We start from the raw sequence: 13162 nt of genomic DNA, 5'->3' as shown, positions 1-13162 counted from the left end.
TAACCAAGAAACCATGGAAATGCCACCTGAATTCAAAAAGCCAAAAATGACACTTGGTGATTGGATAATTACAGTAATAATTAAAAGACTTCCGCTAATCGGATTTATCATGCTCATCGTTTGGGCTGTTGACTCAAATACTGACCCTGATAAATCAAATTGGGCCAAAGCTGAGCTAATAGTTAATGTAATTATTTTCGCTGCTGTAATGATTTTTATAGCAATCATTGGTTTTAGTTTTTTTACCAATTTTGCAGATGGCGTAGACTGGTCCGAATTCGATTAATGGAAATAAAAGCCTTTTGTTCAGATGTTGATGGTACTTTGCTCAACTCTGAAAGAGATCTTTCCCAGCGATTGAAAGCAATAATCAGCCAATTACATGCTGAGTTCCCTGTCATTCTGGCAAGTTCCCGGATGCCAAATGCCATGAGACATTTGGTAAAAGACCTTGGCAAAGTTGATCAACCTTTGGTTTGCTACAATGGGGGGTATGTTTTGAGCGCTTCAGGAGAAGTCTTGGACTCTGTAACTATACCTCTGAAATTGGTGGAAAAAATTCTTTCCTTAACTAAAAATTCAGAAATCCACGTTAGCCTTTATCAGGGAGAAAATTGGTATGAAGAAAAAGATGATTATTGGTCACAGCGGGAAATAAGAAATACTAAAACTTCTTGCATCTGGATGCCTGCCGGCGAAGTGATCAATTTATGGTCCGAAGATAATTCAGGTGCTCATAAAGTAATGTGTATGGGTGATTCCCAAGAAATTTCCTGGCTTTTTGGAGAGCTACATTTCGAGCATGCAAAAGACCTTCACCTTTATCGATCCAATGATAATTATTTGGAAATAGCTCCAAAGCCCATTTCAAAAGCAACAGGATTAAAGAAAATATTAGATCATTCTTTTGACTTTGGATTGGATTCTGTCATTGCATTTGGAGACAATTACAACGACATAGATTTGCTTCAGTCCGTAGGTTTTGGAGTGGCTGTGGCAAATGCCAGACCTGAGGTTAAAGCAGTGGCAAAAGAAATTACGTTGACTAATAAGGAAGATGGCGTGGCTTTGACTCTGGAAAAACTTTTTCTATAATATTCCAGACCCATCCTCGACTTCCTCGATAGCCTTGCTCAAAAAATCCTGAAAAGGACGCATAATTCTAAACCCAGACAAGGCTAATTGGATAAATTGGCCGCTTTCTATTTCCTCGTCTCTCAAGGCTGTGGAAACTGTAAAGCTTTTCAATTTCAGATGGTCAATGAATTCATGATCCGCACTAAAATCCCTAGGACTGGTTTTAAGTTTTTCACCTTTTATTTCACCAAATGTATTTTTAAAGTCTTTCTCTTCCTCAATCTTTTTCAACTCTGCTCCTGAGTAATCTATTTCTTTCCTGATCTTTTTCAAGGTCTCTCCCATGGGCATCCAAATCCCACCGCCAATAAACGATTGCCCAGGTTGTATGTGTAGATAATATCCAGGACCCTCGGACTTCTTTCCTTTTGGTGAAAAATAAGCTGCAAAATTAATTTTATATGGATCCTTATTTGCTGAAAATCTCACATCTCTATTTTGTCGAAAAACACAGTCTTTAGGCTTGAATGCCTCAAAGGCCGGTTCCCACTCTGCCAATCCTTTCAATATCACCCCAACATCTTCCAAAAATTCTCCCTTACATTCCAGATACCATTTTTTATTGGCATCCATCCATTCTTTATGATTATTTTCTTCTAGTTCAGACAAAAATTTTAGGTAAGGTCTCATTCGGAGTAATGTTAAAGATCAATTTTGTTAACTAACTAGGAAAGATTTTGGTTTAAATGAAATCGACTAATCCTTCTAATTTCATCCCCCTACTTCCTTTAATCAAAATTAGATAATCTTCTAATTTGCTATCCTGAAGCCAGTTTCTAAAAGAGAAGGGATCAGGAAAATAAAGCGCTTTAGGAGCCTTTGTGAGGGCGGAAGCAATCAATTTCCCGGTGAAACAAACCTTATCGATGGCATATTCGCTGACTATTTCTCCCAGTTTGGCATGTTCCTCTTCTGCATGGTCACCCAGCTCAAACATGTCTCCCAAAATAATCATCTTATGCTTCTTCCCAGTCATTTCACCAAATGTGCGAATGGCCACTTCCATACTAGATGGGTTGGCATTATAGGCATCCAAAATAATTAAATTACTACGCTTCTCTATCAATTGAGATCTCATGTTGGAAGGCTGATAAGCTACTATAGCTGCTACCGCTTTTTCGATTGGTACATCAAAAAATTTACCTACTGTCAAAGCCGTCGCAATATTTCCAAAATTATAAGCTCCAATGAGCGAGCTTAAAAAGACTTTCTCTCCACCTTCCACTGTAAATCTGACAAATGGATTCGCATCGATAAAACTCACTTCACAGAAATCACCTTTGGCAGGATACAATATTGGATTCGCAAAACGCTTGGCCATATTCGACAAAATTGGATCTTGGGAATTAATAAAAACCGTCCCATTATTTGCCCTGAGATGTTGATATAATTCAGTTTTGGTTTTTAAAACACCCGCTGGACCACCCATTCCTTCTAAATGAGCTTTCCCTATATTTGTGATAAAGCCATGGGTGGGCTCTGCGATTTCACATAACTCCTGGATATCTCCCTGCTTATTTGCTCCCATCTCAATAATCGCTATTTCAGCATCCTCCCCAATGGTCAATAAAGTTAATGGAACACCAATATGATTGTTAAGGTTACCAATCGTTGCTACCGTTTTGTATTTCGTCTTTAATACCGCATTCAAAAGTTCTTTTGAAGTAGTTTTCCCGTTAGACCCAGTTAATCCAATGATAGGGATTTCCAATTGTCTCCGATGAAAATTGGCTAGATCCTGAAGCATTTTTAAGCTGTCTTTTGCCAAAAAATATCGCTCATCATCTTCTATAAAATACTTAGGATCATCTATTACTACCAACGAAGCTCCCATTTCTAATGCCTTTGGCGCAAACTCATTGGCATCAAAATTTGGCCCCTTCAGAGAGAAAAAAATATTTCCAGACTCAATTTTTCGGGTATCAGTACTAGCCCCGGTACTTTTTTTGAAAAGTTGATATAATATAGAAAGATTCATTTTAAAGACATTTTACTCCCAAAATAAACGAATCATTCACATCTTTGAGTCCATACATCCGTATTAATTTTAGATTTCTATTCCTACAAATGCGAAAACCATTAGTATTCATTTTCTTTCTTTTCATTTTTCGCGCCCAAGCACAGGAAGTTTATTCTTTTGATCATTCAATTAATGTCGAACAAGGAGGGGAAAATTTGAATTCTCCCTTTTCAGGTGGAATCAATTCTGCTCAAATACAAACAATGGATGTAGATGGCGATCAAACTGAAGAATGGGTAATTTGGGACATCAATTCAAGGCAACTTCAGGTTTACAAAAAGCAGGGAGAAAATTTTATTTATATACCCGAATTCAGTTACTTATTTCCTCTTGATATTGCCGGATTTTTAATTTTAAAAGATTTTGATCAGGATGGAAAAAAAGACCTGTTCACATCCACCCCATTGGGAATAAAGGTTTATAAAAATGCTTCTTCTGGAAATAACTTACAGTGGATCGTAGCTCAAAATTTTTTGAGAATAGATGGTTCGGGTAATATCCAGGCAAATAATCTTGATACTCCTTTGATCAAAGACCTGGATAACGATGGTGACTTGGATTTGGTGATATTCAACTTCGCATCAGGTGATTTCTTGGAATTTTATGAAAATACAAGTGTAGATAGAAAGGGAAGCCCTGATGTCGATGGATTTGCTTTCCCAAAATCCTTTTGGGGAAATTTTGTATTCTGTGGATGTGCTGAATTTTCGTTTGGCAAAACTTGCTCCGGAGTAGATTTAAGAGTCTATGAATTAGAAAATAAGAGAATCCAACATGCAGGAGGCCATTCTATTCTTTATCAAGATTTCAATGGTGATGGAATCTCGGACTTAGTTTTAGGTAGGGATGAATGCAGTACGCTCTACTATTTGCCTAACAAGGGCACCGATAAAGAAGCCCTTTTTAACACTTATTCTAATGAACTTCCCGGATACGGAAACTTACCACAATTCCCGATCTTTCATACTGCTCATGTCATCGATAACGATTTAATTATTGGACTTAACACTAATGAATCTGCCACGAATTTTGACATTGATTTCAAAAACTCATTGGTCAAGATTGATTCAGATGGGGTATCCGATTTCAATTTCCTCCAAAATCAGATGATTGATCTAGGAGAAAATAGCATCCCTCTATTTATTGGAAACAAGAGCTCAGGATCTGTTTTTGTTACTTCAAACCAACTAGTAAACGGAAAAGTAATCAGCAAACAATCAATTTTTGAACTAGAAAATGGCACCTTCCGCCAAATCGAAGTAATCAATTCAATTCTGGATGATCTGAAATTGATTGATGCACAGAATGTACTTTTCAATGACCAACAGGGAAAGCGCCATAATATCATTTCAGGAATTTCCATTTCCAATGGAATCCCTAACCAAAAGATCTTTGAACTAAACGATGACCAAAGTCAGTACGATCCGCTAGAGTTTTCAGGATACCAGCCCAACCGAGGAGATTACTTGCAGTTATTTAACTACGAAGACAAAGATTATCTGCTTGTAGCTGCACAAAATGGAAGTTTAGATTTATATGAAATTGACTTTGGAAACCTCTCTGCAAATTTGTTAGAGGAAGACTTTTTGGGTTTCGAAGATAATCCTTCGAATAGAAATTTAAATGTGGCAGTACATAATAAGCCCAACCCTGATTTATATGCAGTAGATCAACTTGGGGAAATCGTAAAGATTTCAGATTTCATGAATTCTTCCTCAAAAACTGAAATCCTTTTAAATATTGATAATCTGAACCTTCCGCCTAGGTTAGGAAGAAATACTTGGATAACTGTAGTTAATCCCCTTTTTGAAGAAACTCCGGATTTAATTTTAGGAACCAAAGGAGGAGGCCTAATTTATTTAAAAGCAGAAAATCAAGAGAATCCAGACGAGGGAGGGTTTAGAATTAAAGTCTATCCAAATCCTACGAGAGGCCCAATAAAAATTCTCTCCAATCTTCCAGCAAAAGCACGCCTGATCAATTCTCTAGGTCAAATAATGTTGGAAAACATTCAAATCCAAGCAAATCAAGAGCTTGAAATCCAAGCAGGATTTTTACCCCCTTCCCTCTATATTCTTCAAGTTGAAGTAAACGGAAAGTTTACCACGTCAAGAAAAATCTGGGTACAATAAACCTTGTCTCTTTGAGTATTGGTTTTTATAAGCTAGTTTAAGAGCATATTATAAAACCAAACATGAGATATTTTTACATATTCCTATTTACATGCCTTATTTCAATAAGCTGCTCTTCCAACAAATCTGAGCCTGCAGATTTAGTGTTTCTGAATGGCACCATTTACACTGTCGATGAATCCAACCCTCAAGTTGAAGCAGTGGCTGTTAAAAATGGGATAATCTTGGCTGTAGGAAGTTCGGAAGAAATTGGTGAATACATTTCTGATCAAACAGAAGTTGTTGATTTACTCGGAATGACGATGACCCCCGGGCTTATCGAATCCCACGCACACTTGATGGGAATCGGCTATAACAAGCTCGAACTCGATCTGATGTATGTAAAAACTTACGACGAACTGGTGGAAAAAGTAGCCGAAGCAGTAGCAAAGGCAGAGCCTGGAGACTGGATTACAGGAAGAGGTTGGCATCAGGATAAATGGATTGAAAAGCCTGAAAAAATGGTTAAAGGTTTTCAAACCAATGATCAATTAAATGAAGTATCTCCAGACAACCCGGTCTTCTTAAGACATGCATCTGGACATGCTACATTTGCAAATTCAAAAGCATTGGAACTGGCTGGGATCTCTAACCTCAAAGGAGAAAGACCAGGTGAAGTAGAAGGAGGAGAGATTATTTTGGATGAGTTAGGTAACCCAACAGGTGTATTAACCGAAAGAGCTTCTGGAATTGTTGGAAAGTTAGTTCCCCAAGAAACTCCAGAGAGGGCTGCTCAAGCTTTGACTTTGGCGTTGAAAGAATTGGCAGAAAAGGGAATCACTAGCTTTCACGATGCAGGAAGTGGTCAGGAGACAATTGATTTACTGTTGAAATTTAAGAATGAAGGAAAACTCACCTCCAGGCACTACATGATGCTGGCAGGTAGCGATCCTGAACTTCTAGAAAATTGGTACAAAAGAGGACCTATGATAGACAGCGTAGACCATCTTTTTTCTGTCAGATCGATCAAATTATTCTGCGATGGTGCTTTAGGTTCCAGAGGAGCTTGGCTTTTGGAAGAATACACCGACAGACCGGGTCACTTTGGACACGAAACCCTTCCTATGGAAGTTGTAGGACAAGTATCCGAAAAAGCCATTCCTGCGGGATTCCAAGTTAACTCCCATGCCATTGGCGACAGGGCAAATAGGGAAGTTTTAGATGAATACGAAGCAGCATTTGAAAAATATCCAGATGCCAAAGATCTTCGATTTAGAATTGAACATGCGCAGCATATTGATCCAGAAGATATTCCAAGATTTGGAGAAATGGGTGTAATTGCCGCCATGCAGGCGATTCATTTGAGTTCAGATAGACCTTGGGCTATTGATCGATTGGGAGAGAAAAGAATTGTAGATGGAGCATATGTTTGGCAAAAGCTGATGCAAAGTGGTGCTGTGGTGGCGAACGGTACAGATGCACCAGTCGAACCAGTTGATCCGATTCCTTCATTTTTCGCCTCTGTAAGTAGACAAACATTGGAAGGCACTCCAGATGGTGGCTATGAAGCAAGCCAAAAAATGACTAGAGAAGAAGCCTTGAAGTCTTATACCTTAGATGGGGCATATGCTGAATTCGAAGAAGATTTTAAAGGCTCCATTGAAGTTGGAAAAGCCGCGGACTTTACTGTTTTTGATAAAAATATCATGGAAATCCCCGAATCTGAGATTTTAAATAGCAAAGTCATGATGACCATTGTGGGAGGAAAAATTGTTTATGAGAAACCAGAATGATAAAAATTGAAGTTTAAAAATTCAAAACTATTAGCCTGCTCCAAAAAGAAGCAGGTTTTTTTATCTATTAACTGTGCTTCAGCTTTTTTCAATATTTTGGAATCCCTACTAAATACAAATCAAATCCTCCTTTTCCTCCGGGTCGATCTGAAGAAAAGATCACATCCATTTCATGAAAAAGGACCCGGATATCCATATTATAATCATTATAGGAAGTGTTCAATGCCTCAAAATTGGTGACTTTGCGGGGGAAATACCCTTTACGATATTTCGGATTGAGCCACCAGCAGGAGGTGGTTAGCATCACAAGTAAGCAACTCGATAAGAATGCAGTCTTATTCATAGAAGTTGAAATGTTCTCAGAAATATAACTAATAGTTTTTTTTTAAAAATTAAATTTTACCGCCTGCCCAATTACTTCTTACCCCTAAGAAACCTTAACAATCTCAATTGAGGATTTTTCCCTATTTTCCCATTCTAAAAAAGATAAAGACTATGCGTAAACACTTACTCGTACTTTGGGTACTATGCTTTCTGTCAAGTTTAGCTATTGCCCAAGACCTAAAACCAATTACTTGGAAGGATATTCCTACTTGGAAATATATGAATGGAAGAAGCTTTGAAGTTTCGCCTGATGGACAGTGGATGGCTTATACCATTGTCCAGTTAGAAGGAGACGGAGAACTTATCGTCCAAAAAGTAAATGATCTAGAAAGTAAAAAGACTTATAATATCGGCGGAGTAACTGGTCAGCAATTTGCTTTCAGCAAGGATTCTAAATGGCTTGCTTTCAAAGAAGATCCTTCTTTTGATGAAAAGAAGAAAAATGAAAAGGCAAAAGGCAAACCGCTTTCTGACAAACTTCATTTGATCAAATTAGGAACTGACGAGAAAAAGACCTTCGAAAAAGTAAGCACTTTTTCTTTTAATAATGACGGCTCATCAGTTTTAGCCATCAACCTTCCAAAGGAAGGAAATGGTGAAGGAAAAGGTTCGGATTTATTGATTTATAACCTGAATTCTGAGAAGGCCCTGACTTTAGGGAATGTGCTCGAATTCTCTTTTAACAAGCCAGGAACTTATCTGGCCTACACTGTAGATGCTGCAAATAAGTCTGGAAATGGGGTTTATCTTTTCAACCTTTCAAATAACAGCACCGCGGTTTTGGAAAATGACAAAGCGAGCTATAAATCACTTAGCTGGACAGAAAAAGGAGATGCTTTTGCCGCTTTGAAAATGGTAGAAGATAAGAAATATAAGCAGGACCAAGGAAAAATCGTTGGAGTAAAAAACCTTGCTGCACCTCAAGTGACAGTTTATGATCCTCAAAAAGATTCTACTGGATTTGATCAATCTTATACCATTAGTCCAAACAGACGTCCGATGTGGTCTGAAGATTTGACCCGACTTTTTTATGGAATTCACCCATTGGTTTTAGCCAAAAAAGAAGAAGCCAAGAAAGAAGTGGATAAAGATTCTGTCGCCAAAGCTGAATCTGAAGCGATGAAAAAAATCATGGCTGACACGTCCATACATAGCATTAAAGATTTACAAAAAGCAATTTCAAAGTTGGACACGGCTAAAGCTTCTCCTAAAAAAGGAGATGCTGACAAGCCTGACATGACCATTTGGCACTGGAACGACAGCAGATTGCAGTCCCGTCAGCAAGTATTGGAAAACATGGACAAGAATTACAGTTTTTGGGCTATGTACGATGTTGCCGCTGGAAAGCATATTGCACTTCAGGACAGTTCCATGAGAGACCTTAGCATTATGCCAAAAGAAAAATATGCTTTAGGTTCAGACCTTCAGAAATATGAATTGGATATAAATCTTGATGGTCAGAATTATAGGGATTTCTATATAGTTGATTTGAAAACTGGTGAGAAAACCACTCTGTTCACTAATTTTTACCTACCTAGTTTTTCATCCTACCCTCGTCCTTCTCCCGATGGAACTAAGTTTAACTATGGATACGATGGCAACTACTATATATATGATATCGAAAGTGGGGAAGAGAAAAATTTAACTGCTAGCCTTCCAGTCTCTTTTGTAGATACCGAAGATGATCACAATGTCAAAAAACCTTTAGAAAACTTTCTAGGATGGTCTTCTAATAATGATTATGTCTTAATAAGTGATGGATGGGATATTTGGCAAATACCGGTAGCTGATGGAAAAGAAAAGGCTGTAAACCTTACCCAGGATGGAAGGGCTGAGAAAATTAGATATCAATATAGATTCAGATTGGACCCTGAAGAAAAAGGTTTTGACTTGAGTCAGCCTCAATACTTCCGGATTTATGGAGAATGGACCAAGAAAAGCGGAATTGCTAAAATCAACCCTGCGAAGAAATCCGGCCTTGCTGCAGGAACAGAAAAACTGGTTTGGGAGGATGCCTCGATTGGTTCCCTACAGAAAGCTGAAAAAGCTCCCGTTTATTTCTACAGCAAAGAGACTTTTAATGAGCCTACCCAGTATTATGCCGCTGATGCTTCCTTGGCTTCCGCTAAAAAAGTTACTGAAAATGCACCGGATGCTTCAAAGTACTCCTGGTCTGCAGGCACAAGGCTAGTTGATTATGTTTCTGACAAGGGAGATACGCTACAAGGCGCACTTTTCCTTCCTGCAGGGTATGTAGAAGGTAAAAAATATCCTACGGTCGTCTATTATTACGAAAAGCTTTCACAGACCAGACACAATTGGACTAATCCGGGCTATAGTGGTACAGGATGGAATCCAAACGTATACACTAGCAATGGTTTTGCAGTATTTATTCCAGATATCGTTTACAAGATGGATGATCCGGGCATGTCGGCCGTCTGGTGCGTGATCCCAGGAGTCAAAGCAGCAATAGAGACAGGAGTGATTGATGAAAACAACATCGGTATTCACGGGCACTCATGGGGCGGTTATCAAACTGCATTTTTGATTACCCAGACAAACATGTTTAAAGCAGCTGCAGCTGGAGCCCCTTTGACCAATATGATTTCTATGTATGACTTGATCTATTGGAATTCAGGGGGAGGAAACATGTCTATTTTCGAAGCTTCGCAAGGTAGATTTACTGGAGGACCTTGGGAAAACTGGGATTCTTACGAGCGTAACAGCCCTGTATATCACGTGAAAAATGTAACCACTCCTCTTTTAATGCTTCACAATGATAAGGATGGAGCAGTGGATTTCACCCAGGGAATTGAATATTACTCTGCTTTGAGAAGATTAAAAAAGCCAGTGGTCTTGGTTCAGTACAAAGGTGAAAATCATGGTCTTGGGAAACTTGAAAACAGGAAAGACTACTCCGTGAGAATGATGGAATTCTTCAACCATCACCTCAAAGGTGAAGAAGCTCCTGTTTGGTTATCTAAAGGAATTAATAAATTGGAACTGGATGAACATCTCGAAAAGAGAGCATTCTAAATTTTTAAAGGAGTCCATTAAGGACTCCTTTTTTTATGAATGAGCTTGCCATTCCAAGTTCTTTCCCTTTCTTTAAATCCCATTTCAAAAGGGTTATTTCATATTATGAATTCTACTAACCAAGATTCGTTGTCTTCTCATCAATCACCTTATTCAAAACTGAATGCAATGTGCTATTCAGACTCTGACCCTAATTATCATGAGCATTTTGAAAAATATCTTTTCGACCAACCCTTTGATGAGGTTTGGGAAACGTATGTTTCAATAGATCCGGCAAAAGCCTGGGCAGGTAAAATGCTTCATTTCAATCAACTTTATTCCAGAGAAACCGGGGAAGAAGTTTTTCCAGGGCAGGAATTCAAAGCAGAGATGGGCGTGGGCCAAGTGATTATTCTGAATCTTCATGTTTTCAACGGTGCAATAAAACTAACGATAGGCCACGAGGTAATGGAAGTAGACAAGAATAAAAAATTGATTCGTATTTGCTATTTGGAAAATTCTAAATCAGAGGGAAGTCAGTTTATAAGCTTTAAGACTTTGCCAGACGGAAAAACAGAGGTTTCACATAAAACATTTTATCGAAGTGGTTCCTGGTTTCGGGACAAGGTGATTTACCCCTACTTCCATACCAAAGCCATCAATGAATTTCATGGAAATGTAAGAAATGCCATTTTAGCCAATTATTAAAAACTTCCATTTAATAAAAACCTGCATGAAAAAGTCTCATAAAATTTATGCTATCATCAATTTGGCCGTTCTTATTTTGGTTATTTTCTGGAATTATTGGGTTGGATCTAAAGGCCTTGAAGGAAATACTGTCGGTTCCCTAAGTGCTGAATATCAGAACCTCTTCACCCCGGCAGGATATGCATTTTCTATTTGGGGGATCATCTTTTTATCACTTTTAGGACAAGCCATATTTTTTGTTTCCAGAGCTTTTAGAAGATCCAGAGACTCTGATTTCCTTTCTCAAATAGGTCCTTATTTGATTTTGGCAAACATCGGGAATGGACTTTGGCTCTACATATGGTTGATGGAATATACTGGACTAAGCGTAGTTGTCATGTTAGGAATCCTAGCTTCATTGGTCATCGTAGTTCTAAGCACCAATATGGAAAGATGGGATGCTCCACGGCCTATTATCTTCTGGCTTTGGTGGCCAATTGCAATTTACAGCGGCTGGATCGCGGTGGCTACAATCGCAAATATTTCAGCTTATCTAGCAAAATTGGGATGGAACGGAGGAATCTCCGAATTAACATGGACTGTAATAATGATAGTCATTGCGGTTCTTCTCAATCTCTTTATGATCGCCACTAGAAACCTTCGGGAATTTGCTTCAGTAGGAGTTTGGGCATTGCTTGCTATTTCAGTAAGGCATTGGGACAGAATCCCAACGCTTCAGTGGACAGCACTAATCGGGGCTGTGGTACTTTTTTTTGCCATTAGTTTCCATAGCTTTAAAAACAGAGCAACCTCCCCTTTTATAAGAAGATTATTTTAATCATCACTTACATTGAGATAGGAATATCCCATTTGATCTAAGGTGATAAAAGTAGTCTTAGCAGATACTGCCATTTTTACCATTGGAGTCAAATTTTCAGCATTTAAGTTATTGAATCGCACACTTTGCCCACAAACATAGAATTTCACGCCAACTGCTTCCAAAGCTTTGATGGCAGCAAGATTGGGATTCGGCTGACTATATTTTTTCTGATAATCCTCTTCCTTTAAAATTGCCTGAACTAATCCCCCATGAATCACTGCAGCAATCTGAATTTTCTCTGCAGGAACTCCATTCGCTATATTCAGATTATAAGTTCGGGCCACTTCCAAAATAGCAGATTGGATTTCAGTCGAATCTTTTACTCTTCCATATAAATCTATGGCGATTTTATAATCCAGTTCAGGATTATATTTCATTACTGGATCTTTTATTGGCATCACTCCCACCCATGGATGGAAATCAAGCACTGGATAAGTAATATTTTCTTTGATATGTGGAGGTATTTCATCCTGAGCAAGGCAAGTCAAGTTAAAGACCATAAACACAAAAAGCATTGGGATTATATACTTTTTCATAAAAATTTGATTTGAAGTTTTTTAGGAAATTAATCATAAAAATCTTCAATACAACTTTTCATGCATCTCCAATCAGAAAAAGCTATTTAATACTGTATTAAAAGCTCTAAAAATAATTTCTTTCCCATTTAATTTAATCCACTTTTTTCCATCTACTTTTGATCCATTTTTCATCCAAAAATCTATTTTAGATACATGAACATTCCCTTCTCTTTATTGATTATCGGATTATTGCTTTTAGTCAATGGAGCTGATTGGTTGGTGGACGGAGCCTTAGTTTTAGCAAAGTAATATCACGTCTCAGATTTGGCCATTGGAAATATAATCTGCTTTAGTATTTTCAACATTTTCCTAATTCTGGGAATCAGTTCGATTATTTAAACCCATGAATTATAAGCTTTCATTCAACACAGACAAATACATCTTAATGGGAGGAATAATTTTCCGTTTCCTGGCGATGATTACAGGAAAAAAAGTTGGATAGATAGGAAGCTGCCATTTTATTGATGGTTTATTTGGCATACACTGGTTACTTAGTCAGTTTGAAGATTTGATGAACAAATTCATTTAACTGATAGAAGGAATGTTAAAAATTTTCT

11 protein-coding genes are annotated in these 13162 nt (G+C 38.0%); 7 read left to right on the top strand and 4 right to left on the bottom strand.

The window, feature by feature from the left end; all coding sequences use genetic code 11:
• Window positions 1-13 precede the first annotated feature (13 nt).
• Together AAGF08_RS07085 and AAGF08_RS07080 are read left to right on the top strand one after the other, a co-directional pair.
• The gene (locus tag AAGF08_RS07085) at window positions 14-286 is read left to right on the top strand and encodes a hypothetical protein (protein ID WP_343510452.1); all 273 of its coding nucleotides are present in this window, start codon (window positions 14-16) and stop codon (window positions 284-286) included.
• Window positions 286-1095, top strand: a complete 810-nt coding sequence (locus AAGF08_RS07080) for a Cof-type HAD-IIB family hydrolase (RefSeq protein WP_343510451.1) — start codon at window positions 286-288, stop codon at window positions 1093-1095. Before AAGF08_RS07085 ends, AAGF08_RS07080 begins: the two co-directional genes overlap by 1 nt.
• On the opposite strand, the gene AAGF08_RS07075 is transcribed toward AAGF08_RS07080, so the two are convergent.
• Together AAGF08_RS07075 and murF are read right to left on the bottom strand one after the other, a co-directional pair.
• Complete coding sequence (locus AAGF08_RS07075) at window positions 1090-1767, bottom strand: DUF2461 domain-containing protein (protein WP_343510450.1); 678 nt, start codon at window positions 1765-1767, stop codon at window positions 1090-1092. The genes AAGF08_RS07080 and AAGF08_RS07075 overlap by 6 nt on opposite strands.
• A 52-nt stretch (window positions 1768-1819) precedes the next feature.
• Window positions 1820-3115: a UDP-N-acetylmuramoyl-tripeptide--D-alanyl-D-alanine ligase gene (gene murF / locus AAGF08_RS07070; RefSeq protein ID WP_343510449.1), complete on the bottom strand. Its 1296-nt coding sequence runs from the start codon at window positions 3113-3115 to the stop codon at window positions 1820-1822.
• An 89-nt stretch (window positions 3116-3204) separates the two neighbouring features.
• On the opposite strand from murF, the gene AAGF08_RS07065 reads away from it, so the two are divergent.
• A complete protein-coding gene (locus AAGF08_RS07065) occupies window positions 3205-5289 on the top strand; it encodes a T9SS type A sorting domain-containing protein (protein WP_343510448.1) in 2085 nt (694 codons plus the stop codon).
• A 62-nt stretch (window positions 5290-5351) separates the two neighbouring features.
• On the top strand, window positions 5352-7061 hold the full coding sequence (locus tag AAGF08_RS07060; RefSeq protein ID WP_343510447.1) for an amidohydrolase: 1710 nt from the start codon (window positions 5352-5354) through the stop codon (window positions 7059-7061).
• 88 nt (window positions 7062-7149) lie between these two features.
• On the opposite strand, the gene AAGF08_RS07055 is transcribed toward AAGF08_RS07060, so the two are convergent.
• Window positions 7150-7404, bottom strand: a complete 255-nt coding sequence (locus tag AAGF08_RS07055) for a hypothetical protein (RefSeq protein WP_343510446.1) — start codon at window positions 7402-7404, stop codon at window positions 7150-7152.
• 152 nt (window positions 7405-7556) lie between these two features.
• On the opposite strand from AAGF08_RS07055, the gene AAGF08_RS07050 reads away from it, so the two are divergent.
• The 3 genes from AAGF08_RS07050 to AAGF08_RS07040 all read left to right on the top strand — a co-directional run bounded on the left by AAGF08_RS07050 (window position 7557) and on the right by AAGF08_RS07040 (window position 11985).
• On the top strand, window positions 7557-10481 hold the full coding sequence (locus tag AAGF08_RS07050) for a prolyl oligopeptidase family serine peptidase (RefSeq protein ID WP_343510445.1): 2925 nt from the start codon (window positions 7557-7559) through the stop codon (window positions 10479-10481).
• Between the two features lie 168 nt (window positions 10482-10649).
• The gene (locus AAGF08_RS07045; protein ID WP_343510444.1) at window positions 10650-11168 is read left to right on the top strand and encodes a hypothetical protein; all 519 of its coding nucleotides are present in this window, start codon (window positions 10650-10652) and stop codon (window positions 11166-11168) included.
• Between the two features lie 25 nt (window positions 11169-11193).
• Window positions 11194-11985, top strand: a complete 792-nt coding sequence (locus tag AAGF08_RS07040; protein ID WP_343510443.1) for a hypothetical protein — start codon at window positions 11194-11196, stop codon at window positions 11983-11985.
• Here the strand turns inward: AAGF08_RS07040 and AAGF08_RS07035 are convergent.
• Complete coding sequence (locus AAGF08_RS07035; RefSeq protein WP_343510442.1) at window positions 11982-12563, bottom strand: DsrE family protein; 582 nt, start codon at window positions 12561-12563, stop codon at window positions 11982-11984. The two genes, AAGF08_RS07040 and AAGF08_RS07035, sit on opposite strands and share 4 nt — an antisense overlap.
• Window positions 12564-13162: the final 599 nt, after the last annotated feature.

This window comes from Algoriphagus sp. SE2, assembly GCF_039563885.1.
Taxonomy (GTDB): Bacteria; Bacteroidota; Bacteroidia; order Cytophagales; family Cyclobacteriaceae; genus Algoriphagus.
This window is presented reverse-complemented; position numbering and strand designations above follow the sequence as displayed.

Coding starts and splice junctions, on each gene's coding strand:
- AAGF08_RS07075 (WP_343510450.1), bottom strand. CDS start 1,767: ATGAGACCTTACCTAAAATTTTTGTCTGAACTAGAAGAAAATAATCAT.
- AAGF08_RS07080 (WP_343510451.1), top strand. CDS start 286: ATGGAAATAAAAGCCTTTTGTTCAGATGTTGATGGTACTTTGCTCAAC.
- AAGF08_RS07055 (WP_343510446.1), bottom strand. CDS start 7,404: ATGAATAAGACTGCATTCTTATCGAGTTGCTTACTTGTGATGCTAACC.
- AAGF08_RS07085 (WP_343510452.1), top strand. CDS start 14: ATGGAAATGCCACCTGAATTCAAAAAGCCAAAAATGACACTTGGTGAT.
- AAGF08_RS07065 (WP_343510448.1), top strand. CDS start 3,205: ATGCGAAAACCATTAGTATTCATTTTCTTTCTTTTCATTTTTCGCGCC.
- AAGF08_RS07060 (WP_343510447.1), top strand. CDS start 5,352: ATGAGATATTTTTACATATTCCTATTTACATGCCTTATTTCAATAAGC.
- AAGF08_RS07035 (WP_343510442.1), bottom strand. CDS start 12,563: ATGAAAAAGTATATAATCCCAATGCTTTTTGTGTTTATGGTCTTTAAC.
- AAGF08_RS07045 (WP_343510444.1), top strand. CDS start 10,650: ATGTGCTATTCAGACTCTGACCCTAATTATCATGAGCATTTTGAAAAA.
- AAGF08_RS07040 (WP_343510443.1), top strand. CDS start 11,194: ATGAAAAAGTCTCATAAAATTTATGCTATCATCAATTTGGCCGTTCTT.
- murF (WP_343510449.1), bottom strand. CDS start 3,115: ATGAATCTTTCTATATTATATCAACTTTTCAAAAAAAGTACCGGGGCT.
- AAGF08_RS07050 (WP_343510445.1), top strand. CDS start 7,557: ATGCGTAAACACTTACTCGTACTTTGGGTACTATGCTTTCTGTCAAGT.